This is a genomic window from Caproicibacter sp. BJN0012 (assembly GCF_035986805.1).
Lineage (GTDB): Bacteria > Bacillota > Clostridia > Oscillospirales > Acutalibacteraceae > Caproicibacter.
Map to the genome: position 1 here is coordinate 3,274,303 of NZ_CP142518.1, position 25,222 is coordinate 3,299,524.

Annotated in this window: 24 protein-coding genes and 3 other annotated features; of the genes, 9 read left to right on the top strand and 15 right to left on the bottom strand. The window is 60.3% G+C overall.

Translation table 11 applies throughout. The annotated features are described in order from the left end of the window. Positions 1-3 precede the first annotated feature (3 nt). The 6 genes from VA597_RS16200 (at position 4) to VA597_RS16225 (ending at position 6,123) form a co-directional block, all read left to right on the top strand. Positions 4-843, top strand: coding sequence for a prephenate dehydrogenase (locus tag VA597_RS16200; protein WP_128743865.1), 840 nt, complete (start codon positions 4-6; stop codon positions 841-843). Next, positions 840-1,895: a 3-dehydroquinate synthase gene (aroB, locus tag VA597_RS16205; protein ID WP_326974873.1), complete on the top strand. Its 1,056-nt coding sequence runs from the start codon at positions 840-842 to the stop codon at positions 1,893-1,895. Before VA597_RS16200 ends, aroB begins: the two co-directional genes overlap by 4 nt. After that, on the top strand, positions 1,892-3,118 hold the full coding sequence (gene aroA / locus VA597_RS16210; RefSeq protein WP_128743867.1) for a 3-phosphoshikimate 1-carboxyvinyltransferase: 1,227 nt from the start codon (positions 1,892-1,894) through the stop codon (positions 3,116-3,118). The genes aroB and aroA overlap by 4 nt, the downstream gene beginning before the upstream one ends. Further along, positions 3,105-4,175 carry a chorismate synthase gene (aroC, locus tag VA597_RS16215; RefSeq protein ID WP_128743868.1) on the top strand — a complete coding sequence of 357 codons (1,071 nt, stop codon included), beginning with the start codon at positions 3,105-3,107 and terminating at the stop codon, positions 4,173-4,175. The genes aroA and aroC overlap by 14 nt, the downstream gene beginning before the upstream one ends. Before the next feature lie 29 nt (positions 4,176-4,204). After that, positions 4,205-5,320, top strand: coding sequence for a bifunctional chorismate mutase/prephenate dehydratase (locus VA597_RS16220; protein ID WP_128743869.1), 1,116 nt, complete (start codon positions 4,205-4,207; stop codon positions 5,318-5,320). 233 nt (positions 5,321-5,553) lie between these two features. After that, positions 5,554-6,123: a hypothetical protein gene (locus tag VA597_RS16225; RefSeq protein ID WP_128743870.1), complete on the top strand. Its 570-nt coding sequence runs from the start codon at positions 5,554-5,556 to the stop codon at positions 6,121-6,123. Between the two features lie 64 nt (positions 6,124-6,187). Here VA597_RS16225 and prmA read toward each other — a convergent pair whose 3' ends face one another. After that, positions 6,188-7,114, bottom strand: coding sequence for a 50S ribosomal protein L11 methyltransferase (prmA, locus tag VA597_RS16230; protein ID WP_128743871.1), 927 nt, complete (start codon positions 7,112-7,114; stop codon positions 6,188-6,190). 121 nt (positions 7,115-7,235) lie between these two features. On the opposite strand from prmA, the gene VA597_RS16235 reads away from it, so the two are divergent. Together VA597_RS16235 and VA597_RS16240 are read left to right on the top strand one after the other, a co-directional pair. Continuing rightward, on the top strand, positions 7,236-8,621 hold the full coding sequence (locus VA597_RS16235) for an MATE family efflux transporter (protein ID WP_128743872.1): 1,386 nt from the start codon (positions 7,236-7,238) through the stop codon (positions 8,619-8,621). 59 nt (positions 8,622-8,680) lie between these two features. Beyond that, positions 8,681-9,496 carry a putative ABC transporter permease gene (locus VA597_RS16240; protein ID WP_128743873.1) on the top strand — a complete coding sequence of 272 codons (816 nt, stop codon included), beginning with the start codon at positions 8,681-8,683 and terminating at the stop codon, positions 9,494-9,496. A 2-nt stretch (positions 9,497-9,498) separates the two neighbouring features. On the opposite strand, the gene VA597_RS16245 is transcribed toward VA597_RS16240, so the two are convergent. The 4 genes from VA597_RS16245 to ilvB all read right to left on the bottom strand — a co-directional run bounded on the left by VA597_RS16245 (position 9,499) and on the right by ilvB (position 13,356). Beyond that, positions 9,499-9,972 (bottom strand): GNAT family N-acetyltransferase, encoded by a 474-nt coding sequence (locus VA597_RS16245; protein ID WP_128743874.1) that lies wholly within the window; start codon positions 9,970-9,972, stop codon positions 9,499-9,501. An 88-nt stretch (positions 9,973-10,060) separates the two neighbouring features. After that, positions 10,061-10,435 (bottom strand): RidA family protein, encoded by a 375-nt coding sequence (locus VA597_RS16250; RefSeq protein WP_205703174.1) that lies wholly within the window; start codon positions 10,433-10,435, stop codon positions 10,061-10,063. A gap of 15 nt (positions 10,436-10,450) precedes the next feature. Further along, positions 10,451-11,647 (bottom strand): threonine ammonia-lyase, encoded by a 1,197-nt coding sequence (gene ilvA / locus VA597_RS16255; RefSeq protein ID WP_205703175.1) that lies wholly within the window; start codon positions 11,645-11,647, stop codon positions 10,451-10,453. Then, a complete protein-coding gene (ilvB, locus tag VA597_RS16260; protein WP_128743875.1) occupies positions 11,644-13,356 on the bottom strand; it encodes a biosynthetic-type acetolactate synthase large subunit in 1,713 nt (570 codons plus the stop codon). Before ilvB ends, ilvA begins: the two co-directional genes overlap by 4 nt. A gap of 52 nt (positions 13,357-13,408) precedes the next feature. Further along, positions 13,409-13,647 (bottom strand) — a binding site (T-box leader). Between the two features lie 189 nt (positions 13,648-13,836). After that, positions 13,837-14,092, top strand: a binding site (T-box leader). Between the two features lie 87 nt (positions 14,093-14,179). Between ilvB and VA597_RS16265 the strand changes: the two genes are divergently transcribed. After that, positions 14,180-15,874 carry a carbon starvation CstA family protein gene (locus tag VA597_RS16265; protein ID WP_128743876.1) on the top strand — a complete coding sequence of 565 codons (1,695 nt, stop codon included), beginning with the start codon at positions 14,180-14,182 and terminating at the stop codon, positions 15,872-15,874. Positions 15,875-15,956: 82 nt separating this feature from the next. Here VA597_RS16265 and ybaK read toward each other — a convergent pair whose 3' ends face one another. The 10 genes from ybaK to VA597_RS16315 form a co-directional block, all read right to left on the bottom strand. Next, positions 15,957-16,439: a Cys-tRNA(Pro) deacylase gene (gene ybaK / locus VA597_RS16270; RefSeq protein ID WP_128743877.1), complete on the bottom strand. Its 483-nt coding sequence runs from the start codon at positions 16,437-16,439 to the stop codon at positions 15,957-15,959. 30 nt (positions 16,440-16,469) lie between these two features. Beyond that, positions 16,470-17,690 carry an NRAMP family divalent metal transporter gene (locus VA597_RS16275; RefSeq protein ID WP_128743878.1) on the bottom strand — a complete coding sequence of 407 codons (1,221 nt, stop codon included), beginning with the start codon at positions 17,688-17,690 and terminating at the stop codon, positions 16,470-16,472. A gap of 55 nt (positions 17,691-17,745) precedes the next feature. Next, positions 17,746-19,152, bottom strand: coding sequence for a cysteine--tRNA ligase (cysS, locus tag VA597_RS16280; RefSeq protein ID WP_128743879.1), 1,407 nt, complete (start codon positions 19,150-19,152; stop codon positions 17,746-17,748). Positions 19,153-19,166: 14 nt separating this feature from the next. Beyond that, complete coding sequence (cysE, locus tag VA597_RS16285; protein ID WP_128743880.1) at positions 19,167-19,841, bottom strand: serine O-acetyltransferase; 675 nt, start codon at positions 19,839-19,841, stop codon at positions 19,167-19,169. A gap of 50 nt (positions 19,842-19,891) precedes the next feature. After that, positions 19,892-20,099 (bottom strand) — a binding site (T-box leader). Positions 20,100-20,177: 78 nt separating this feature from the next. After that, positions 20,178-20,780, bottom strand: a complete 603-nt coding sequence (gene pgsA, locus VA597_RS16290; protein ID WP_128743881.1) for a CDP-diacylglycerol--glycerol-3-phosphate 3-phosphatidyltransferase — start codon at positions 20,778-20,780, stop codon at positions 20,178-20,180. Next, positions 20,777-22,123, bottom strand: coding sequence for a 30S ribosomal protein S12 methylthiotransferase RimO (gene rimO / locus VA597_RS16295; RefSeq protein ID WP_128743882.1), 1,347 nt, complete (start codon positions 22,121-22,123; stop codon positions 20,777-20,779). The genes pgsA and rimO overlap by 4 nt, the downstream gene beginning before the upstream one ends. Before the next feature lie 18 nt (positions 22,124-22,141). Next, entirely contained in the window at positions 22,142-22,567 is a 426-nt protein-coding gene (locus VA597_RS16300) for a pyridoxamine 5'-phosphate oxidase family protein (protein WP_205703176.1), read from the bottom strand. Continuing rightward, positions 22,521-23,168, bottom strand: coding sequence for a regulatory protein RecX (locus tag VA597_RS16305; protein WP_128743883.1), 648 nt, complete (start codon positions 23,166-23,168; stop codon positions 22,521-22,523). Before VA597_RS16305 ends, VA597_RS16300 begins: the two co-directional genes overlap by 47 nt. Next, positions 23,165-24,319: a recombinase RecA gene (recA, locus tag VA597_RS16310; protein WP_128743884.1), complete on the bottom strand. Its 1,155-nt coding sequence runs from the start codon at positions 24,317-24,319 to the stop codon at positions 23,165-23,167. Before recA ends, VA597_RS16305 begins: the two co-directional genes overlap by 4 nt. 90 nt (positions 24,320-24,409) lie before the next feature. Next, positions 24,410-25,213, bottom strand: coding sequence for a class I SAM-dependent methyltransferase (locus VA597_RS16315; RefSeq protein ID WP_128743885.1), 804 nt, complete (start codon positions 25,211-25,213; stop codon positions 24,410-24,412). Positions 25,214-25,222 lie beyond the last annotated feature (9 nt).

Genomic DNA, 25,222 nt, shown 5'->3' on the forward strand with positions numbered 1-25,222 from the left:
CAAATGAATCAGAACGTCGTCGTGGCCGGTCTGGGACTGATCGGCGGCTCGCTTGCAAAGGCGTTTCGGAAATACAGCGACTGTACCGTGACCGGAATCGACAGCGACCCCGGGGTGGTCGCCGCCGCGCTGAGCTGCGGGGCGATCCGGCGCGAAGCGGGACTGGAGGACCTTGAGAGCGCGGACCTGCTGTTTTTATGCCTGTATCCACAGGCGGATATCGACTTTCTGCTCAAGCATGCCTCTTCCCTTCGCCCCGGCTGCGTCGTCACGGACGTGTGCGGGATCAAATCCTTTTTAAGCCCGCGCCTTTCGAGGATCGCGGCGGAGCACGGCCTCACCTATATCGGCGGGCACCCAATGGCCGGAAGGGAAAAAGGCGGTTTTGCGAACAGCGACGCCGACCTGTTCCTGGGGGCGAGCTATCTCCTGGTGCCGTGCGGCGCGGCGCGCGATGCAGTCGATACGATGACCGCCGTTGCGGTGGAGCTTGGCTTCGGCGGCACGGTCGTCACTACGCCGGAAGAGCACGACAGGGAAATCGCCTTCACCAGCCAACTGCCGCACGCCCTCGCCTGCGCTTATGTCAAAAGCCCGCAGTGTCCCGGCCACGCGGGATTTTCCGCGGGGAGCTACCGGGACGTGTCGCGCGTGGCGGCCATCAACGAGGCCATGTGGGCCGAACTGTTTCTCGACAACCGCGAAGCCCTGACGGAAGAGCTGGACACGCTGATCGGCAACCTGCGGGAGATCCGCGACGCGGTCGACGGACACAGTGAAGAAGCTCTGCGCTCCCTCCTGCGGGAGGGACGGCTGATCAAGGAAAGGCTGGGAGAGGCATGATTTTGACAGTCAATACGTCAAGGCCCTACCGGATCCTCATCGAACGCGGCTGCCTCGGCCGCGCCGGGGAAGAGGCAGCGAGGGTTTTTCCGAAAGGGGCGAAGGCCGCGGTCGTCACCGATTCCAACGTGGGACCGGTTTACGCCCGGCGCATTGCCGCATCTTTCAGCGCCGCCGGTTTTCAAACGTCCGTTTTCACCTTCCCCGCCGGGGAAGAGCACAAACGTTTATCCGTGGTTTCGGAGATGTACGCGGCCTTTTCGGAGCAGGAGCTGACGCGCAGCGATTTTATCGCCGCGCTCGGCGGCGGAGTGACGGGCGACCTGGCCGGATTCGCCGCCGCGACCTATCTGCGTGGAATCCGCTTTCTGCAGATTCCGACCTCCCTGCTCGCGCAGATCGATTCGTCCGTCGGCGGGAAAACGGGAGCGGACCTTCCGGAGGGCAAAAACCTGGTCGGCGCGTTCCACCAGCCTTCGCTGGTGCTGATCGACCCGGATACGCTTTCCACCTTGCCGGAACCGTTTTTCGCGGACGGGATGGGAGAGGCGGTCAAATACGGCTGTATCCGGGACCGCGCGCTGTTCGAAAAAATTGCCGAAGGAAATATAAAAGAGGAGATGGAATCGATGATCTGCCGCTGTGTGGACATTAAAAGGGAACTGGTCGAGCGCGACGAGCTGGACAACGGCGACCGGATGCTCCTGAATTTCGGGCACACGTTCGGCCACGCGCTGGAAAAGCTTCACGGCTACAAGGGCCTGACGCACGGCGAAGCGGTCGGGATCGGCATGGTCATGATGTGCCGCTGCTCAGAGGCCGCCGGCCTGACCGAGCCGGGGACGGCGGGGAAAATCGCCTCCGCGCTCCGGACGTACGGTCTGCCGGTTTCGGATCAAATGGAGCCGAACCGTATCGCGGAAGCCGCCCGCCTGGACAAAAAGAGCCGCGGAGGCAGCATCAATCTGGTCCTCCTCCGGAAAATCGGCGAAAGTTTTCTGCACCCGGTTCCCCGCGGGGAACTCGGACGGTTCCTGGAGGCGCTGTCATGAGCCTCATACGGTGCTCCCCCGCCGTCCTGTCCGGCCGGGTGCGGGTCCCGATTTCCAAAAGCGCGGCGCACCGCGCGATGATCGGCGCTTTCCTCGCGGGCGCGCCGGACCCGCTTCCCGCGGGCGAAACCGTCAGCGAGGACCTGACTGCGACCCGCTCGGCGCTCGCGGCCCTGTTTGCCGCGGAGCGGAACGGGGAACCGGCGCTCGCCGACTGTGGGGAATCCGGCTCCACGCTGCGGTTCCTGATCCCGGTCGCCGCGGCGCTCGGGACCCCGGCGGTTTTTTCCGGCCGCGGGCGGCTGCCGCAGCGGCCGCTCGGCGTTTACCTCGACTGCCTGCCCCGCCACGGGACGGCATGCGAAAGCGCCGGCGGGCTTCCCCTGAGCGTCTCCGGCAAACTGCAACCGGGCACCTACTTTCTGCCCGGAAATGTAAGCTCCCAGTTTATCACGGGGCTCATGCTCGCCCTGCCGCTTCTGGACGGGGACAGCGAGATCCGCCTGACCTCCCCGCTGGAATCCGCCGGATACACGGATATGACGATTGAGATCCTGAAGGGCTATGGGATCGAAATATTTCCGGCTGAAGCGGGCTGGAACGTGCCGGGGACGCAGGAATTCCGCCCTTCCGGAGCCGGCATCGAGCGCGACTGGTCGCAGGCCGCGTTCTTCCTCGCGGCGGGGGCACTTGGAGGGCAGGTGGAACTTCCCGGGCTGCGGCCCGATTCCACCCAGGGCGACCGGGCTGCGGAAGAGCTGTTCCGCCGGTTCGGCGCGCGGCTCTCCTGGAACGGCGGCGTGCTGAGCGCCGGGCCGGGCGAGCTGCGCGGAATCGAGATCGACGCTTCCCAGATTCCGGATCTCGTGCCCGTTCTCGCCGTCACCGCAGCGGCGGCCCGGGGCCGCACCGTCATTCGGAACGCCGGGCGGCTGCGGCTCAAAGAGAGCAACCGGCTTGCCGCAATGGCGGACGGACTCCGCGTTCTCGGCGCACAGGTCCGGGAAACGGAGGACGGTCTGGTGATCGACGGCGCCGGCCGTCTGCGCGGCGGGACAGTGGAAGGCCGGGACGACCACCGCATCGTGATGGCGATGGCGGTCGCCGCGCTTGTTTCGGACGGGGACGTCACCGTGACGGACGCCGGAAGCATCCGGAAAAGCTACCCGGATTTTTTCCGGGACTACAATCTGTTGGGAGGAAAAGCGTATGATCTGGGGTGATCGGGTCCGGCTGACGGTCTTCGGAGAAAGCCACGGTCCGGCAATCGGCGCCGTTCTGGAGGGGCTTCCCGCGGGAGAGCCGGTAGACCTGGACGAAATCAGCGCGCAGATGGCCCGGCGCGCGCCGGGGCGGGACGCTTCCGCCACTCCCCGAAAGGAGGCGGACGCGCCCGGAATCCTGAGCGGGCTGCTGGAAAACCGGACGACCGGCGCGCCGCTGTGCGCAGTCATCGAAAATGCCGATACCCGCTCCGGCGATTATGAAGACCTCCGGAATGTCCCTCGCCCGGGTCACGCGGATTTCACGGCGAATATCCGCTACGGCGGGTTTAACGACGTGCGCGGCGGCGGGCATTTTTCGGGCCGCCTGACCGCGCCGCTGGTGTTCGCCGGGGCGGTCTGCCGGCAGATCCTCCGGCGCCGTGGAATCGCGATCGGCGGGCACGTCCTGTCCGTCCACGGCGTTTCCGACACGCCGTTCGACCCGGCGGATATCCCCGTCTCCCTTTTGGACCGCCTCTCTTCCCTTTACTTTCCCACCATCGACCCGAAGGCGGAAACCGCCATGCGCGCGGAAATCGAGGCCGCCCGGCAAAGGCTGGACAGCGTCGGCGGCGTGGTGGAATGCGCCGCGGCGGGAATCCCAGCCGGAGCGGGCGGGCCGCTCTCCGACGGGACGGAATCCCTATTCTCCTCGATCCTGTTCGGCATCCCCGCCTGCAAGGGAGTGGAGTTCGGCGCCGGTTTTGCTTCCGCCGCCCTGTTCGGCAGCGAGAACAACGATCCGTTTGTGTTCGACGATGCCGGGAACGTAAGGACCGAAACCAACCACTCGGGAGGCATTCTCGGCGGCATCACGACCGGAATGCCCGTCGTTTTCCGCGCCGCGTTCAAGCCGACCCCCTCCATCGGCCTGCCCCAGCGGAGCGTGAACCTGAAAACGGGCCTGACGGAAGAATCGGCGGTAAAGGGACGGCACGACCCATGCATCGTGCCCCGCGCGGTTCCCGCAGTGGAAGCCGCCGCCGCGCTCGCCGTGATCAATCTTTTGCCGTAATAATGATAATCCAGAGAAAGGTCGCTGTCATGGAACTGGAAGAATTGAGAAAACAAATCGACGGAATCGACGACGGGATTCTGGAGCTTTTCCTCCGCCGGATGGAATGCGCAAAACAGGTTGCCGAAGTGAAGCGCCAAAAGGACCTGCCGATCTTCAACGAGGCGCGCGAGCAGAAAATCCTGGATGATATCTCCCGCAAGGCCGGGGAATCCGGCGGGCAGGCCCGCATTCTGTACGCCAATCTGATGGCGATGAGCAGAGAAGTCCAACACCGCGCGCTCGGCAGCGGGGATTCTCTGCGCCGTTCGGTGGGAAACGCTTTTCATCCGACGGAGAAACCCCGCATCGTAGCGTGCCTGGGACAGAAGGGCTCCTACTCCCACGAGGCGGCGGCCCGTCTTTTCTACGAGGCGGAACCGGTCTTCTTTTCCGACTTTCCGTCGATCTTCGCATCCGTCGATCGCGGGACCGCCAGCCTCGGCGTGCTGCCCGTGGAAAATTCCACGGCGGGTTCCGTCAATGAAGTCTACGACCTCATTTTGAAATACCGTTTTTCAATCGTCGCCGCCGTAAGCCTTCCGGTGAGGCACTGTCTTGCCTCGCGGGAAACGGAATCGGGCCGCGTCCGCGTCGCGTATTCCCACCCGCAGGCGCTGCGCCAGTGCGCGGGATATCTGCAGGAACACGGGATTCCCGGCCGGGAGTGCTCCAGCACGGCGGAAGCCGCGGCCCGCGCGGTAAGGGAAAGCGGGGCGGCGGCGATTTGCTCGGAGCACGCGGCGGCCGACTTCCGTCTGAATCTTCTGGAGCGGAACATCCAGGACAGCGACGGCAACCGGACGCGCTTTATCGCCATCGGGCGCAGTCTGCTGATTCCGCCGAAGGCGGACAAAATCAGCCTGTGTTTCGCCGTACCGCACCGCATCGGCACGCTCTGCTCGGTGCTGGCCCGCTTTGCCGCCGCCGGCCTCAATCTGACTAAAATCGAATCCCGTCCGATTCCGGGAAGGAATTTCGAATACGATTTTTATCTCGATTTTTCCGGTTCCGCCGCGGATGCGAAAACCCTTGACCTGCTCTGCGCCCTGTCGGAGGAACTGCCGCGCTTTTCCTTCCTCGGGAATTATGTCGAGACAGAATAGCGGCGCCGCAACTTTACTTTTCCCGGCCTGAAGTCAAAAACAACGTGACAATTTGTTTCTTTTTTCCAGATGGTACATCAGCCCAAAATTATCTTAGAGAAAATTATTATTCTATTTCATGATATGATATAAATTATTGAATTTCAATAATTTCAGCATGTAAACCTAGATACGCTTGACAGGAAACGACCTGCCGGCAAACTGGGCCTGAAACCTGCGGAAGGGGGACTGAAATGATAAAAAAGTTCTTTTTGATCTGGATTGGAGTGATCCTGCTGGCCCTGCCGTCCTGCGCGGCGGGCCCTTCCGCCGATAAAGCAGAAAGCCACAGCCAAACTTCGGCTGGCAGTCAGGTATCTGTAAGCAGTCAGGCACCCATGAGCGGCGGGGCATCCTCGGCAGGCCCGGCACTTTCCAGCAGCCGGGCACCCGCGTCAAGCGCAGATTCCAGCAGCACTTTAAGCAAAACAGCCTCCAATATTGTGTTTCGGGAGGGAACCGCAAAGGATGGAAAGGTGATTCTGTCAAGCTCCGATCTCACCGGATTCTATACGGAAGACGATACGTTCAACCACAGTTATAAGATGATCGGATTCAAGCTGAAGAAAAGCGCGGAAGAGTCTTTCTCTGAGGAAACGGAAAGATTAGCCAAATCCGAGGGCACCCTGTCTCTCTGGGCGGGGGAAGAGCGTCTGAACAGTTCAACCCTTTCCGATCCGATCATCGGAGACACGTTTGTGCTTTCGCATCTGGAGGAAGACCAACTAGACGGCATTTGTAAAAAACTGAAAAGCGCGGATTGAAATTTATCCCATTGATATAAAAATATGGCGCCCGCCGGAAATCCGGCGGGCGCCTTTATGCACATCATCTATCCGCCGTTTGTCTGACGGCAAGGGCAACCCAGCCCTTTTCCTCTTTTCTGCCGACGACCGCAAAGGAATTCTTCAATCCGTCCAGCACATCCTGTTCCCGCTCGTCGATGATGCCGCTCAGGATCAGAATCGAATCAGGGACCATGAAATTCCCGATGTCTTTCAGAAGTTCCAGAATTACATCCGCCACAATATTTGCCGCGACGACTTGAAATTTCCCCTCCACCCGGTCGGTCAGGCTGCCGCAGATGCCGGTGAAGCGATTTTCAACATGGTTGCGCTCCGCGTTCTGCACGGCGGTTTTGACCGCAAGCGGGTCGATGTCCACGCCGACGGCGCGCTCTGCGCCGAGCAGCAGTCCGGCGACCGAAAGGATTCCGCTGCCGCAGCCGACATCGAGCATCGAGCAGCCGGGGACAACAGATTCCTCAAGAAATTCCATGCACAGCCGCGTCGTCTCGTGCGTTCCCGTGCCGAACGCAATACCCGGCTCCAGATCGAGCACCACGCGGCCCTCCGGATTTTCAGCCTGTTCCCAGTCAGGGCGGATCAACAGCCTTTTCCCGACCGGGATGGGGTGAAAGTACTGTTTCCAGTTATTGATCCAGTCCTCCTGCGCGCAGGAGGCTGTTTCAATACCGTATTTGATTCCCGACGCCGCGTATCGCTCGCGCAAAAACGCGATTGCCTCCGCGGGACTGTCCTCCGGAGCGATATAAACATGAACGACCGCTTTCGAGCGGTCTTTTTTCAGCAGGTCCTCGTCGATCAGGTCGATATGGGCGATCTGCTCCACCTCTTCCTGAAGATGTGAATAATCTTCAATATAAATCCCATACGGCACCGTCATCTGCGCAATATCGCCCGCCGCATCCGCCTGAGCCGCGTCCACCGTGATTTTTACTTCCGTCCAGTCCATCCAGCTTCCTCCGCTTTTTATGATTTCAATCTCAATTATAACGGAATACCGGAAGAAAATACAGATTTATTTTGGCCGCCGCGCGAATACATTTGAGTAAAAGAAAAAAAGGTGGCCTCAAATGAACCGGAAACGCGTATTTATCCGAAACGCGGTCCTCATGACGCTGGGCTCCGCCGCCCTGCGGTTTTCCGGACTGTGGTTCCGCACCTGCATCTGTTCCTGGATCGGCGCGAGCGGAGTTGGAATTTACCAGTTGATTTTCTCCATTTTTTCACTCGGCATTACGGCATGCACCTCCGGCATCGGGCTGGCAGTCACGCGCATGGTCGCGGAGGGCAAGGGTTCCCGGCGGTATCTCCGGGGCTGCATGGGCTTTGCGCTGACCATGAGTCTGCTGGCGGGCGGCGTTCTCCTTGCCGTTTCAGACTTTGCGGCCAACCGGCTGATCGGCACCCCCGCGGCGGCGGACCCGCTGCGCCTGCTCGCCCCCGGACTGCCGTTCATCGCGGCCTGCGCCTGTCTGAAAGGATATTTCTTCGCAAACCGGAATATCGTCGTTCCCATGATCGGAGAATTTTGGGAACAGCTTGCGACCATCGGAATTTCGTATCTTCTGCTCACCCGTACCCCGCTGCCGGAGCTGAACGCGCTGATGATCGGTTCCACCATCGGCGAAGCGGCGGCGCTGGCCTACGTTGCCGCCGCGTTCTTCTTCTATATCCGCAGGCACGGCCTCCCGGAAGGCGGCGGGACAAACTCGCGCGTGCTGCGCAATATCCTGCACATCGCGGGACCGATGCTGGTCGGCTCCTTCCTGCGCAGCTCGCTGTTCAGCGCCGAAAACCTCCTTATCCCGGCAGGTCTTAGAAAGTTCGGCGCCGGCGGAGTCGCGGCGCTGGCGCAGTACGGCGTAATGCAGGGAATGGTGATGCCCGTCATCTTCTTCCCGATGTCGTTCGTGAGCTCCGTCGCCATGCTGCTGATTCCGGAAATCGCGGAGGCGGTGGCGCGCAACCAGAGAAGCACGGTGAAATCCTCCGCGGAACACGCGTTCCGAACAACCCTGATGTTCGGCTTCGTGACCAGCGCGATCCTGATTGTTTTCGCGGACGAAATCGGCGGGATTTTTTTCGGGAACGCGCAGGCCAGCAATATTCTTCGCATCATGGCCCCGATTGCTCCGCTGATGTACCTCGACAACGTGGTGGACAACATGCTCAAGGGGCTGGATCAGCAGATGTACTCCCTCAAATACAATTTCAGTGATTCCGTGATGCGCGTCGCGCTGATCAGTTTTCTGATCCCCGTTTTCGGCATCCGGGCCTACCTCGCCATTTTGTATTTCAGCGAAATCTACAACGCCTCCCTCAGCATCAGCCGTCTGCTGAAGGTTACCAAACTCGAAGTCGACATCCTTGGCTGGATCGTTTTCCCCGCAGTGACGGGCGCCCTCCTCTATTACGTTCTGGTTCTGCTGAAAAAGACCGTTTTCTATTTCATTTGACAAACCCCGCCCGAATCGTTAAACTGTTACTTAATACTCAAGGTAGGGGAAAAAGACACATGAGCGATATCCGAACTCTGCTCCTTATTTTCGCGCTTTACAGCTTCCTGGGCTGGGCGATCGAAAGCATTTACTGCTCCATTCCCGCCGGAAAGCCGATCAACCGGGGATTTCTGGCCGGACCGTTCTGCCCGATCTACGGCGCCGGCGCCATGCTGGTCGTCGAAGTTCTGACCCCTTTCAAGGAAAATATTCTTCTTCTGTTCGCCGCGGGCGCGCTTCTGACCAGTCTGGTTGAATATCTGACCGGCTGGCTGCTGGAAGTGCTGTTCCACACGAAATACTGGGACTATTCGTCTCATCGCTTTCAGATTCACGGCAGGGTGTGCCTGAAAAACTCCCTGCTGTTCGGCGTGATGAGCGTCGCCGCCGTCCATGGTTTTCAGCCCTTTTTGCTCTCGCTGGCGGAGCGAATCCCAAGCCGCGTTCTTTCCTGGCTTTCGTTTGGACTTGCCCTGTATTTTCTGGCGGACACCGCGCTGTCCGTCATGGAAGTCACCCGCCTGAACGGGATGCTTTCCGAACTGCAGCAGGTGATGGACGAGATCAAAGAAAGGGCGCACACCGCGCGCGTGGAAACACGGGAAGTCCTTCAGGACATGATCGCCGCGCGACTGGATGGAATGGACGAAAATACAAAAGCGCGCCTGCGCGCGCTCTATGAGCAGAAGGAAAAGCTGGAATCCGGCTTTCACCTGCTCCAGCGCCGCATTCTCCGCGCGTTCCCGACCATGCGCAGCGCGAAAAGCAACGAATCCCTGCTGCGCATCCGCGAGCTTCTGCAAAACTACGGGAAATTCATCCGCCGCGGATAAGTTCAAAGCAGACGTTCAAACCTGATTTCATGCCGGATCGGAATGCCGTCCTCCCCGGTCAGCAGAATTTCAGGTTTGATTTTCCGCGCCCGTTCGACCGCGCCGCGGAAAAAAGCCGCCATATCGAAGCCGCGCTTCTGATAAAACCGCATCGCGCGGGCGTTGTCGTTCGTCGTGTACAGATACACCATATGGCAACCCTTCCCCTTTGCCGCACTCACGGCGGCGGAGAGCAGCGCCGATCCGGTGCCCCGGTTTTCGTTCACGCTGTCAAGCGATACGACTTCACATTCTTCGCCTTCCACAAGAAAGGTGACGGCGCCCGTGACGGTTCCGTCCTCCACGGCAGCAAAGCCGTCCAGGCCCGTGAGCCGGATCGAGCGCCCGCCGGAAACCATCACGTCCGATCCCCATTGCCGTGCGAGAAATTCCATAACTTCCCGGCGGCTGCGGTCCGTAATTGCCCAAAGCTCCATGAAAAGGTCTCCCCCAATTCACCGGATTTCTTTCTGTTGCGCCGCATGCGGCAACCAGCGGGCACGGTTCGGAAAGCCGTCCGTTCCGTTACAGCGCCGCGATGGCTTCCACTTCGACGAGGGCGCCCTTCGGCAGCTCGCGCACCGCGACGCAGGAGCGCGCGGGCTTGCCTGTAAAGTACTTTGCATATACGGCGTTGAACGCCGCAAAATCGTTCATATCCTTCAAAAAGCAAGTTGTTTTTACGACGTCTTCAAAGTCGGCGCCGGCGGCTTTTAAAACCTCGCCGACATTTTTGCAGGACTGTTCCGCCTGCACCGAGATGCCGCCCTCGACGACCGCCCCGGTCGCGGGGTCGATCGGAATCTGCCCGCTGGAAAACACAAGATTCCCGGCCACGATCGCCTGGGAGTACGGGCCGACGGCTTCCGGCGCTTTTTTGGTATATACGGTTTGATTCATAGGTAACTCTCCTTTTCAGCTCTCCAAGATATGGTATCCGGCGCGCACGACGGCGTCGCGGATTCGGTTCAGATGGTCGCGGTCGCGGGTTTCCACGCCGATGGACAGCGTGCAGGCGGTGATGTCCGCCTCGTCGCCGGAGTGGTCGTGCCGCACGGAGACGACGTTTCCCCCCAATTCCGCGATGACGGTGGAAACCTCCCGCAGCTCGCCGGGCTTGTCGACCAGTTCGATCACCAGTTTTCCCTGCCGCCCCGCCCGGGTCAGGCCCCGGCTGATGACGCGGGAAAGGATAGTCACGTCGATATTTCCTCCGGAGACCAGGCAGACGGCTTTTTTGCCCCGGACGTCCACCCGGTTGAACATCGCGGCGGCGACCGCGACCGCGCCGGCGCCCTCCGCGATCAGCCGGTGCTGCTCCATCAGGGCCAGGATCGCCGCCGCCGTCTCGTCGTCCGTCACGGTGACGACCTCGTCCACATACCGTTCGCACAGGTCATAGGTCAGCTTTCCGGGGCATTTGACCGCGATTCCGTCCGCAAAGGTCGAAACGCGCGGGAGCGGCGCTACTTTTTTGTCCTTCAGCGCCCTCGCCATGGAGGGCGCGCCGGTCACCTGCACGCCGTAGACCCTGCACTGCGGCCGCAGCGATTTGACCGCGCACGCGACGCCGGAAACGAGTCCGCCCCCGCCGACCGGAACGATGACCGCGTCCGCGTCCGGCAGTTGCTCCAGGATCTCAAGCCCGACGGTCCCCTGGCCGGCGATGACGTCCGGGTCGTCAAACGGATGGATAAAAGTCGCCCCGCTCTCCTTCTGCAGCCGGCGGGCCTCCTGATACGCGTCGTCGTAGACGCCCTTCACCAGCCGCACCTGCGCGCCGTAGGATTTGGTGGCCTCCACCTTGGAGATCGGCGCGCCCTCCGGGATGCAGATCAGCGCGGGGATGCCGCTTTTCGCCGCCGCCAGTGCCACGCCCTGCGCGTGGTTTCCGGCGGAGCAGGCAATCACGCCCTTTTCCTTTTCCTCTTCGGACAGGCGGCTGATCTTATTGTACGCCCCCCGCACCTTGAAGGAACCTGTCACCTGAAGATTTTCGGGCTTCAAATAGAGCTTTCCCTCCGGATGGAGGCGCGGGGCTTCCATCAAATCTGTCCTTCGGACAACGCCCTCGAGAGTGCGGGCCGCCTCCTGAATCCGTTCCAGCGTCATAAAATGCACACCCTGTCCCTATCATAGCAGATTTTTTCTTCCATTTCCAGAATCGGTTCCTCCACCGAGCCGCTCGCGGGCACCATCGGCAGCACGTTCAGGTCCTTGCGGACGGGGCAGTTGACCAGCACCGGCCCGCCGCACGACAGCGCGCGCTCCAGCACCGTCTCGATCTCCGATCTGCCGGAGACCGTCATCGCCCGCACGCCGAACGCCTCCGCCAGCTTTTCGCAGTCCACCGCGTCCTCGACGTCCGACTGGGAAAAGCGCCCGCCGTAAAACAGCTTCTGCCACTGGCGCACCATGCCGAGGGTGGAATTGGACAGAACCAGTTCGATCACCGGAATTCTCTCCCGTGCCAGAGTGGAAAGCTCCGCGCAGTTCATGCGAAAGCTTCCGTCCCCCGCAATATTGACGACCGTGCGGTCCGGCTTCGCCATTTTCGCGCCGATCGCCGCGCCGAGGCCGAACCCCATGGTTCCCAGGCCTCCGGAAGTCAGGAACGTCCTCGGTTTTCGGAATGTGCCGAACTGTGCCGCCCACATCTGGTGCTGGCCGACCTCCGTCGTCAGAATCGCGTCCGGCCCGGCCAGCCGGCAAAGCGTTTCAAGAACCTCCTGAGGCAGGATCTCCTCTTCTTCCCTTCCCTCCTGGTGCAGCGGATAGTCCCGTTTCCACTCTTCGGCCTGTTCCAACCATTCGCCGTGGCTCCGCGGCCTGAAAAGCGGCAGCAATTCTCTCAGCACCGCGCCGACGTCCCCCTGCAGCCGGAGGTCGACGCCGATGTTTTTGCCGAACTCCGCGGGATCGATATCGATCTGAAGGATCCGGCAGTTCCGGGCGAAATGTTCCCCATCGCACAGCACGCGGTCGGAAAAGCGGGTGCCGACAGCGACCAGCAGGTCGCACCGCTTCAACGCCTCTGCGGAGGCCTTCGTGCCATGCATGCCCAGCATCCCGAGGTATCGGCTGTCCTCCTGGTCAAACCCGCCCTGGCACATCAGCGTGCAGGAAACCGGGGCGTCCAGCGTTTTTGCCAGAAGAGCGAATTCGTGTGAGGCGTCCGAGGCGACAACGCCGCCCCCGCCGTACAGGAGCGGCCGCTCGCTCTCCTCCAGCATCGCCGCCGCCCTGCGGAAGCTCTCCGGCGAAGGGAGCGCCGGTTTTTCTGCCTTTTTGGGGGCGGCCGGAACAAATTCCGTCCTTTGGGCGGAAACGTCCTTCGGAATGTCGATCAGCACGGGACCCTTCCGCCCGGAGCCGGCCAGATCGAACGCCTCGCGCACCACATTCGCCAGCTCCGAAACGTCGCGCACCAGAATGCTCTTTTTCGTCACCGGGCGGGTGATGGAGGTGATGTCCACCTCCTGGAAGCTGTTCTTTCCCAGGAGGGCCCGCTCCACATTCCCGGTGACCGCGACCAGCGGGGTCGAATCCGCATAGGCCGTCGCGATGCCGGTCACCAGATTCGTCGCGCCGGGGCCGGAGGTCGCGATGCAGACGCCCGTTTTCCCGCTCGCCCGGGCATAGCCGTCTGCCGCGTGGGCGGCCGCCTGCTCGTGCGCCGTGCGGACGTGCCTGATTTTCGTCCGGTATTCATACAGGGCGTCGTACAGGTTCAGCACCGCCCCTCCCGGATAGCCGAAGACGGTGTCCACCCCCTGTTCCAGCAGGCATTCCATCAGAATCTGGGATCCGGTCAGCATCATGAAAACTCCTCCTTCATTCTTCGCGCGGACAACAAAAAAAGCTTTCGCCTCAAAAAGAGGCGAAAGCTGATCGCTTCGCGGTACCACTCTTATCCGCCGCCGAAAAGGCGGCATCTCTGCGCGCATCCAACAATGCGCTCTCCTGTAACGGGGAGTTCCGGGACGGCCTACTCGCGGACTTTCAGCCTCCTGCTCAAGGGCGATTTCGTGCGGGCTCCGCGCCGCCTCGCACCACCCGGCGGCTCTCTGAACGCGGAGGGACCCTCAGTCCTTCCCTATCAACGCAATTGAAATATTTTTATTATCATACTTTGATTTCCGGTGTTTTGTCAATCATTTTCATTGATTCACATAACATTTCATCTATTCCAACAAATTATTTTGACTGAATTTGGCTATTTATTATCATATCTTCTAAATCATAAAAAAATAATTGACAAGTTAATGCCTCCGTGCTAAGATGGTCCACAACAGAATATCAAAAATGCAGTGAGCGGGCAAAAGTTCGGTTACGACCCCTTTCAGAGAGCCGCCGGGGGTGCGAGGCGGCAGGAAGTTCCGATACGACATCACCCGTAAGCAGCCGGTTTGAAAGGCTTTGGGCCGATTAGATCCGGACGGTTCCGTTCCGTTAAAGGCGGACGTATTTGGTGGGCCCGCCTGATACGGTTGAGGTGGCCGCAGTGCTGCGGCAAACAGAGTGGTAACGCGGAGAAATGAAACCCCCGTCTCTGATTTAAAAAATCAGAGACGGGCTTTTTTTATCCTTTAACGGCCCGATATTCTGGAGAACCCGTGACGATTGAGGAAGGAAGCAAGCATTATGAACGGATTGGCTATCATTATCGTTTCCATTGCCGTTTTGGGCGGCGGCTACGTCTTTTACGGCAGATGGCTCGTAAAAAAGTGGGGGATCGATCCAAACGCGGAGACTCCCGCCTACACGCATGAGGACGGGCAGGACTACGTTCCGGCCCCGAAGGGGATCGTCTTTGCGCACCAGTTTTCCACCATCGCGGGGGCGGGCCCCGTCACCGGCCCGATTCTCGCCGCCATGTTCGGGTGGCTCCCGGCGCTTTTATGGATCCTGGTCGGGGGCGTGTTTTTCGGCGCGGTGCAGGATTTCGGCGCGCTGTACGCCTCCGTCAAAAACGAGGGCAAATCCATCGGCCTGATCATCGAGCAGTATATCGGCAAGACCGGCAAGCGCCTGTTCCTGATCTTCTGCTGGCTGTTCTCGCTTCTGGTCATCGCGGCGTTCGGAGACATGGTGGCCTCCACGTTCAACGCCTACGCCGTTGCGGGCCAGGTCAGCAAGCCGAGCGCGGCGGCCGGCTCCATTTCGCTGTTCTATATTCTCGGCGCCGTCCTGTTCGGCCTTTTCATGAAATACGCCAAGCCCAACCAGGGCGTGACCTTTGCGGCCGGCCTGATCCTGTTCGTCGCCATGATGGCGGCCGGGATGGCGTTCCCCGTTTATCTTGATAAAATGCAGTGGCTGCTGGTCGTGTTCGCCTATATTTTCTTCGCGGCGGTCGTCCCGATGTGGATCCTGATGCAGCCGCGCGACTACCTGAGCACCTTCCTGCTGATCAGCATGATCCTCGGCGCGGTCGTCGGCATTTTCATGACCAATCCGGACATGAACCTGCCCGCGTTCACCTCTTTCAACGTCGACGGCAAAATGCTGTTCCCCACGCTGTTCGTCACCATCGCCTGCGGCGCGATCTCCGGATTTCACAGCCTGGTTTCCTCCGGAACCTCCTCCAAACAGGTGAAAAACGAAAAGGATATGCTCGGCATCGGCTACGGCGCCATGATCGTCGAATCGCTGCTCGCGGTCGCCGCGATCGTCGTCGCGGGCGCCGCCGCGAAGAGCGGCAAGCTGCCGGCCGGCACCCCGTTTCAGATCTTCTCCGCCGGCGTGGCCGGATTCTTCCAGAAATTCGGCATGTCGGAATATGTCGCGAAATGCAGCATGACGATGTGCGTTTCCGCGCTCTGCCTGACGACCCTTGATTCCGTCGCCCGCATCGGCCGCATGTCGATGCAGGAACTGCTCTACGACGAGGATGGAAAGGCCCACACTCCGGTCACGATTTTTCTGACAAACAAGTATGTGTCCACGATTGTTACTCTGTTTTTCGGCTTTGTACTCTCGCTCGGCGGGTACAACAACATCTGGTCGCTGTTCGGCGCAACCAATCAGCTGCTCGGCGCGCTCGTGCTGATCGCGCTGGCCGTATTCCTCAAAACGACGGGACGGGAGGGTTGGATGCTCTACGTGCCGATGACGGTGATGCTGGTCGTCACCATGACCGCGCTGGTTCAGGCCGTGATCAACATCTTCGTGAAGATCGGCGCGGGCAAATTCGTGTTCCTGACCGACGGGCTCCAGCTCATCGTCGCCGTGCTGCTGATGGCGCTGGCGGTGATGGTCGCCTTTCACTGCCTGCAAAAATTGTTCGGCAAGGAGAAAGACAAGAACACGCCCTCCGTTGCCAAAGAAGCGACCTGAGCGGACCCTTTCCTCTCATGTGAAAACCGCCGGGCGGGTGAAATCCCCGTCCGGCGGTTTTTGTACGCTTTGCGGCCACTCTTCATCGGATCGCGACCGGCGCGGTCTTCGCTCCGGTCAGGCGCATCAGGTCCGTCGGGGCCAGCTCCACCTGCGTCCCGATCTTTCCGCCGCTGACGATCATGCTCTCCAGCGCTTCGCAGCTTGAATCCAGCACGGTGGCGTACTGCTTTTTCATGCCGACCGGCGAACAGCCGCCGCGGATATATCCCGTGACCCTGTTGATTTCCGACACATGGATCATCTCGACGGATTTTTCCCCGACGCTCCTCGCCGCCGTTTTCAAATCGAGTTCCTCCGCGACAGGCAGGACAAATACAAAAAAGCCGCCGGACGCCCCCCGGGTCACAAGGGTCTTAAACACCCGGTTCACGTCCTGCCCCAGTTTGGCCGCGACGGAAACGCCGTCGATCTTTCCGTCCTTATTTTCATAATAATACGAACGATATTTTACGTTTTCCGCTTCCAGAATCCGCATGACATTTGTTTTATTTTCCTTTGCCATCAAAAATCTCCTTTGCCCGTTCCTCTTTTATTATAGCGCCATATGGAAAAATGTAAAGGCGCAGACCGCCGCCAGGACCGCGACGCAGAGCCATGCGCGAAGCCTCTGCCCCGCCGAGTTCGCCTCTTCCCCCATCACCTCGCGGCTGGAAGTCAAAAGCGTCAGGAAAATGAGCACCGGCGTCATCAGAACGCCCCCCGCAACCTGGACAAACACGGCGGCGGAGTTCAGAGGCAGGCCGGGAATCAGCACCGCGGCGGCCGACAGCAATACGCTGACGCCGTAAACCGCATAAAAGCCGGGGGCATCGCGGACGCTGTCGTTCAAACTGCCCGGCCACCCGAACGCTTCCGCGATGCTGAAAGAGGAGGACAGCGACACGGTGATGGCGGCGAGAAACCCGGAGTTAAACAGACCCAGCGCAAACAAAATTCCGGCGGCGGGACCGATGCGCGCGGAAAGCGCCGCAACCAGGCCGGCGGGATCCGACGTCTCCAGATCCGGCACTATTCCAAAGACGGAAGAACCGGCGACGATCAGCGCCGCCGCGACGGCAACCTGGCAGACGCACCCGGCGAAAACATCCTTCCTGCCGTCTCGGATCCGGCGCGACCGGGCGCCCTGGTCCGCATAGGCGGAATTCTGATAAAAGATCATCCAGGGGGCGACTGCGTTTCCGATCAGCGCCGCCGCATACCACCGGAAATCGCCGCCGGTGGAAAGGCGCAGGCTTTCCGCAGCGCCGACGCCGGACCTCGACGCAAAAGCCAGGAAAAGGAATACAAGATTGTACATTCCGATGAAGAGGCCCAGGCGTTCTTTTTTTTGGTATCCTCCGAACAGGGCAACGGAAAGGATCAGCGCGGCGCTGAGCAGCACCGCCGGAACACGGTCCAGCCCAACCAGCCGAAGGCCGGCGGACATGCCGACAAACTCGGTCAGAAGCGTCAGGAGATTTTCGATCATCAGGGCAGTTACCTGGCAGATCATCCAGCCGCACCCGTAGCGTTCCCGCAGCAGGCGCGTATACCCGACCCGCGACACGATGCCGAGCCGCATCGCCATCTCCTGCACCGTATAGGTCACCGGCATCAGGCAGAGCGCCAGCGGGACAAATACGGCGGGGCCGAATTTCGCCCCCGTGAGCGCATAGGAAAGAATGCCGCCCGCGTCGTTGTCGGCCATTGCGGCGAGCATTCCCGGCCCGAGAAAAAGGAACAGAAAAAAGGGACCGCGCTTTCTTCCGGACATGAAAACACCCCCAAGGGCAGTCTATGCCCTGGGGATGTTTTCTGCTCATGTGAAATTATCCTTCCGGTTTCCACTTGACGCCCTGCGGCGTATCCTCCAGCACCACATGGCGTGCCTTCAGCTCATCGCGGATGCGGTCCGCGGTGGCCCAGTCCTTTTCGGCGCGCGCTTTGGTCCGCTCGGCGATCAACCGCTCAATTTCTTCGTCCGCGCCGGTCTCCGCCTTCGTGTACAGCAGGCCCAGGACCTCCGCGAGGCCGTTGAACAGGTCGAGAGCAAACAGGCAGATCTCTTTGGAGGGATCTTTTTCCGCCGTCAGATTCGTATTGATGTCCTTCGCCAGATCGAACAGGGCGGAAACCGCGTCCGCCGTGTTCAGGTCGTCCTCCATCGCCTCGATGAAGCGGTCCTGCCGGGATTCGAACAAACGGCGCAGTTCGCGCTCCCCCTCCTTTTCCCCGTCCGGAGCATGCTGGATCAGGAATTCCAGGTTGCCGCGGCAATTGTACAGGCGCTCCAGCGCGGATTTGCACTGTTCGATGACCTCTATGCTGTAGTTGATCGGCGAACGGTAATGGGAAGAGATCATCAGGTAGCGGATCGGCTCATATCCGTACTGCTCGGCCACATCGCGGACGGTAAAGAAATTGCCGAGCGATTTCGACATCTTTTTATTGTCCACATTGATGTAGCCGTTGTGCATCCAATAGTGCGCGAACGGCACGCCGTTGCAGCACTCGCTCTGCGCGATCTCATTCTCATGGTGAGGAAAAATCAGGTCCTGCCCTCCGCAGTGGATGTCGATCGTCTTCCCGAGGTAGCGGCGCGCCATGGCGGAGCATTCGATGTGCCAGCCCGGCCTTCCATTTCCCCAGGGAGAGGTCCAGCTCGGCTCCCCGGGCTTCGAGCCCTTCCAGAGAGCGAAATCGAGCGGGTCCTCCTTGTGCTCGCCGACCGCGATGCGCGCGCCGGATTTCAGGTCGTCCAGCGGCTGATGCGAAAGTTTTCCATAGCCTTTGTCTTTCAGCGTGCGGAAATAGACGTCCCCGTTCTCCGCCGGATAAGCATAGCCTTTTTCAACCAGCCCGGAGATAATGGAGATGATCTCGTCGATATTCTCCGTCGCGAGGGGATGAACGGTGGCGGGACGCACGTTCAGCCCTGCGGCGTCGGTTTTGTATTCCTCGATATATCTCTGGGACACTGTGAGATAATCGGTTTTTTCCTCATTCGCCCGCCGGATGATTTTGTCGTCGATGTCGGTGAAGTTCTGAACGAAGGTCACTTCCATTCCACGGTACTCCAGATACCGGCGAAGCACGTCGAACACGCAGATCGGCCTCGCGTTCCCGATATGGATGAAATTGTAAACGGTCGGGCCGCAGGCGTAAATCTTTGCCTCACCGGGGGTGATGGGGACAAATTCCTCTTTCCGCCTTGTCAGCGTGTTGTAAATTTTCATTTTCATGTCCTCCTTCAGGAGCTTTTCGCCGTTCTTTGTCTTCCCTGATCGGAAACAGTATTTTCCACTGCGTCAAGCTGTGCGCGAATTTTCCGCAGCTCCACCCCCATGTAGCAAAGCTGCTGGGAGACCGGGTCGCCGATGTGAATCTGGTCCAGATTCGCCGGGCGCACGCCGTCCAGCCGGACGATCCGGGCGGGCACCCCAACCGCCGTCGCGTTCGCAGGCACTTCCTCCAGCACGACCGCGCCCGCCGCGACCCGGGCGTTGTCCCCGACGTGGAACGGGCCCAGGATCTTCGCGCCGGCCCCGACCAGCACGTTGTTGCCCAGCGTCGGGTGGCGCTTGCCGTGGTCCTTGCCCGTCCCGCCCAGCGTCACGCCCTGATAAAGAGTGCAGTAGTCTCCGACTTCGGCGGTTTCGCCGATGACGACGCCCATGCCGTGGTCGATGAACAGCCCCTTGCCGATGGTAGCACCGGGGTGAATCTCGATTCCGGTCTTATGCCGCGCCCTCTGGGACAGCCAGCGCGCGATGAATTTCTGGTTGTGCTGAAAGAACCAGTGCGCAAGACGATAGGATCGGACCGCCTTGAAACCGGAATAGAGAAAAAATACTTCCAGCCGGGAACGGGCCGCCGGGTCACGGTCGATGATGGAATCAAGGTCTGCTTTCAAACTGGAAAACATAGAAGAACCTCCTGTGGAAAACGGTGGAAGCCGCCTCCGTCCCCAATGGGGACGGAGGCGGCTTCCACCGCGGTTCCACTCCGCTTTATCGCTTAATGTGCCTGTAACGGGGCCGGCCGTGCGGAGATACTGTAAAAGTTCCCCCCGCCTGCTCACGGACGCACTTCATTTCCCTGCTCTGCCGAAAGCGCTTTCAGCCGACGGCGCTATCTCTCTATTGCCTTTCAGGAAACTACTTCTTCCGATCGCTGCATTTCAAATCTGTTTCATAATAGCCGGAACACAGTCCCGGCGTTACACAGTATAATACAAAATTTTGATTCTGTAAACCCCGCTTTATTTTGTGGTGTCAATCAGCTGAATATTCTGCATCAGGTAAACCACGCCGGAAATGACCGCGAACACGGCGGAAATCAGCACCAGAAAACTGCCGATCCAGGTCAGCGCAAACGCCCCGTCCGCCCCGCCCAGCGTGAAGGCCGGGATACTGCCCCTGTCGACCAGCTCCAGAATAAACTGGAACGCGAGCACCGCCGAAATCGCAATGATCTGGCTGACGGTCTTCGCCTTTCCCCAACGATTCGCGGCGATGACCTGTCCGCTTTCCGCCGCGACAAGCCGGATGCCGGTCACAATAAATTCCCGCGCGAGGATGAGGATCACCACCCAGGTATCCGCAAGCCCGAGTTGGACAAAGCAGATCAGCGCGGTCATCACAAGGATTTTGTCCGCCAGCGGATCCATGAATTTTCCGAAATTGGTCACCTGATTGTTTTTTCTCGCGATTTTGCCGTCCAGGTGATCGGTATAGGAGGCAATGACAAACAGAATCAGCGCCCAAAGATAATGAAGTCCGATTTCGTCCGGTGCAAGCATGACGACGAGGAAAACCGGAACAATGCAGATCCGTGCGATGGTCAGCCGATTCGGCAGATTCATAGCGATTCCTCCTGATTCCCGACGGCGTGCCCGGCCGGATCGCCGTCGATGCAGTCCGTGATTTTCACATTGACAAACCGGCCCGGTCCCGGTTTTCCGCGAGAAGAGAACCAGACCCTTCCGTCGATGTCCGGCGCGTCCGCCGCGCTCCTTCCGTAGCAGAGTCCCTCTTCCCGGTCGCAGCCTTCCGTCAGCACCCGAAGGGTTTTCCCCATGAGCGCTTCTCCCTGCTCCTGCATGATTCCCATCTGAAGCTCCATGATGAATTCCGCGCGGCGGCGTTTCTCCTCCTCGTCCAGCTGATCCGGCAGGGAGGCCGCCGCGGTCCCCTCCTCCCGCGAATAGGCAAAGCATCCGAGGCGCTCAAACCGGACGTCCCGGACAAACCCGCAAAGCTCGTCGAACTCCGCTTCCGTTTCGCCGGGGAACCCGGCGATCAGCGTCGTGCGCAGCGTCACCCCGGGCACGGCATCCCGGATTTTACCCATCAGGGCGGTCAGGGATCCGCGGTCCCCGGCCCTCCGCATCGCTTTGAGGACCCTGGCGCTGCAGTGCTGGAGCGGAAGGTCCAGATATTTGACGATTTTCTCCTCCTCCGCCATGGTCTGAAGAAGCTCGTCCGTGATGGAATCGGGGTAAGCATAGAGGAAACGGATCCATTCCAGCCCTTCGACGCGGCAAAGCCGGCGCAGAAGCTCTGACAGCATCAGTTTATGGTACCGGTCATATCCGTAACGGGACGTGTCCTGTGCGATGAGGATGATTTCTTTTGCCCCGCTCTCAGCAAGCCCGCGCGCTTCCCGTTCGATCTCCTCCATCGGGCGGGAGCGGTACGGGCCGCGAATCGCCGGGATCGCGCAGTAGGAGCACCGGTTGTCGCACCCCTCCGCAATTTTCAGGTAAGCCGTGTAGTCCGGGGTCAGCAGGCTGCGCTCTCCGCAAAGAGGGAGCGCCGTCTTTTCCGGAAACAGCTCCGTTTTGCCGCCGCCCAGCGCCTGCCGGACCACCTGGGCGATATTGCTGTTCGCCCCGATGCCCGCGACCGCGTCCACCTCCGGCAGCTCGCAGAGAATCTGCTCCCGGTAGCGCTCCGCCAGGCAGCCGGTCACGACGATCGCTTTGACGCGCCCCTCGGCCTTTTTCCGCGCAAGCTCCAGGATTTCGCCGATGGATTCCTGCTTTGCCGCGTCGATAAACCCGCAGGTGTTGACAATCGCGACGTCCGCTTCCCCCGCGTCCTGTTTCAGTTCATAGCCCGCTTTCCGCAGAATCGCGAGCATCAGCTCCGCGTCGACCTGATTTTTGGGGCAGCCGAGATTGACGAGTCCCACTGAATACGCCATATTTTCTCCTGATTCCGTTCATACGGTAAAATTCTCAGAGCGGAAGTTGCTGTAATATCTGCCCGACAGCGCCGTGAATTTCAGCACGCAGTAGTCGGGGGCCGCAACGCCCTCCGGATAGTATCTGTCGTCGCCTTCACGCCAAATCGCCGCTTTGTTTTCCGCGTCCTCCAAAACCTCCATGGTACCCCTGAGCATCACGCCGCGGAAAAACCGCTTGTCGCAGAAATAAACACACGCCTTGGGGGATTGACGGTATTGTGCCACGCGGAGCGACGATGTGTTGGTCGTAAAATAAAATGTTCGGATTCCCTCCCGTTTTCTGGGGGAAAACATCGCCTTCAGGTTTGGAAAACCGTCCGCGTCGACGGAGCCGACGCAAGCCGTTTTCTGTTTGTCAATCAGATTGCCGATCGTCTTCTCCGCATCCCGCAAAATTGCCATCCTCCTCAAATTCTCTGAGCGCGCTTTTGATATCGTCCCAACGATAGCCGAGCCTTTGCAGCGCCGCGACGGTTCGGCGGCGGCCCTTTTCGTCGCCCAGGGACCGGGCGTATTTCTTTTCCAGCAGCCGGCGGATCGCCTGCACCGGGTCCGGCGCGTTTTCCTCCGCGATGCGCGCCGCCAGGTCCCGGCCGATTCCCCTTTTTTCCAGCTCCCACCGCACTCGCGAAGCGGAACAGCCCTTGCGTTCGAACAGCTCTGCGGCAAGGTTCCGGGCATATTCCCCGTCATTGACCATTCCGAGCTCGGCAAGGTGCCGTGCGGCCCGCTCGGCTGCCTCCCTCGGAACGGTCCGCGCGACCTTGTCGGCCAGTTCCTTTTGGGAATGGGCGCGGTGCTCCAGCAGATAAAGCGCCTTTTCCTGCGCGCGCCGCGCGTCGCTTTTCCGAATCAGCTCATGCAGCCGCTCATCCGTCAGTTCCGCCCCCGGTTTCAGCCCGGAGAGCGCGAAAGTCTCCGTGTCCACGCTGACGGCGAATTCCCCGTCGATAAAAAGGGCCGTCAGGCCCTTTCGTCGCGGCTCCGCCGCGGAAAGCATCATTCGTCGTCCGCCTCAATGTCGATATCGGCGTCCGCCCCGCCGCCCGCCTCCGGACGGCTTTTCGCGGGACTCTCCGCCGGCTCCACCGGGCGCGGGCCCGAACCGCCTCCGGACGGCTTGCTGAACAGCTCCGACATGTGCTGCCGGATCAGCTTTTCCAGCTCGTCCGCCGTCTCCGGGTGCTCAAGAAAAAAGGTCTTCGCATTTTCACGGCCCTGCCCGATCCTGTTGTCATTGTAAGAGAACCAGGCGCCGCTCTTCTGCACAAGGTCGAGCTGGACGCCGAGGTCCAGCAGCTCGCTTTCACGGGAGATGCCGTGCCCGTACATGATATCGAACTCCGCGGAGCGGAACGGCGGCGCGATCTTGTTCTTGACCACCTTCGCCCTGGTGTGGGAGCCGATCATCTCCGTCCCGTTTTTCAGCGTTTCCACTTTACGGATATCGATGCGCACGGAGGCGTAAAATTTCAGCGCCCTGCCGCCGGGGGTCACTTCCGGGTTTCCGTACATCACGCCGACCTTTTCGCGGAGCTGATTGATAAAAATCGCAACGCAGTTGGATTTGGAAATCGCGCCGGCCAGCTTGCGCAGAGCCTGGGACATCAGGCGGGCCTGAAGGCCGACGTGGCTGTCGCCCATTTCCCCCTCGATCTCCATCCGGGGCACAAGGGCCGCGACAGAGTCGACCACGATGACGTCGATCGCGCCGGAGCGGACCAGCGCCTCCGTGATTTCCAGCGCCTGCTCGCCGGTGTCAGGCTGGGAGACCAGCAGGGAATCCACATCCACGCCGAGCGCGCGCGCATAGACCGGGTCCAGCGCGTGCTCCACATCGATAAACGCCGCGTTGCCTCCGTTCTTCTGCCCCTGCGCGATGCAGTGCAGCGCGAGGGTCGTTTTGCCGGAGCTCTCCGGGCCGTAGATTTCAATGATCCTGCCGCGCGGCAGGCCGCCGATGCCCAGCGCGAGGTCCAGCCCGAGCGACCCGGTCGGGATCGCCTCGACGTGCATGGCCTCATTCTGCCCGAGACGCATGACCGCCCCTTTGCCGTATTGCTTTTCAATCTGCGCCAGCGCCGTTTCGAGCGCCTTCTTCTTGTCGGTTTCCTTATTGATCAGCTTTTCCGGCATTTTCTTTCCCGCTGCCATCCTGTATTCCTCCCGTCAGGCGTCCTGTTTTTCTTCCCGTCCATTATAGCCGATCTGCCGGGGAAAAGCAAGGACTTTGCGAACAAATGTTTAGGCTTTCATGCCGAGGCGCATCCGATAGCAAAACTCAATGGAAAACTCCGCATCTCCAAAGATTTCCCACATCCGCCTGGAAAATTCCATCAGCGCCGAACCCATTCTCTCCGGCATGAACCCCTTGGATTTCTGAAATCCGGAGCGGCTTGCCAGCATTGCGGTCAGCCGCTCCGCCGTGCAGGTCTCCGAATTGGAAAACAGCAGCTCGCGGGCGTAAGAAAAATACCCGCTTTCCCGGATGTTCCGCAAATGCCGGGACTTGTCCCAGCGTGTGGCGGCACTTCCCGGACAAAGCTCTTCCTCCAGCCCCCAGGCGTATTCGTCCAGGCGTTGGAATTCCAGTTCGGCGCGGGCCCCGCAGACCGGGGGCCAGTCGTAGTCATAGGCGGCAAACACGCCGCCCGGCCGCAGGATGCGGGCGATTTCCGGAAGCGTCGCGGCGGGTTCCATCCAATGGAAGGACTGGGAACAGGTCACGGCGTCCGCGCAGGCATCGGGAAGTCCGGTGTCGTTCGCAAACGCCGAATGGAATTCAATTCCCGCGATGCCTTCCGCCTTGCCGCGCGCGGCCGCAAGCATATCCGCGTTCGGCTCGATGCCGACCACCCTCCCGGCATGGCCGGTCCACGCCAGGGTGGACAGACCTGTCCCGCAGCCGAGGTCGACAACTGTTTCCGGGGAACGGCCCAGATATCTCTTTATTTCCTCAATCGCCTGGGGCGGGCAGTGGGGCCTCGCTCCATCGTAAAGACCCGCAAAACCCGTAAACCGGTCCGCGTTCCGTTCCTGTGGATTCATGCAGAATTC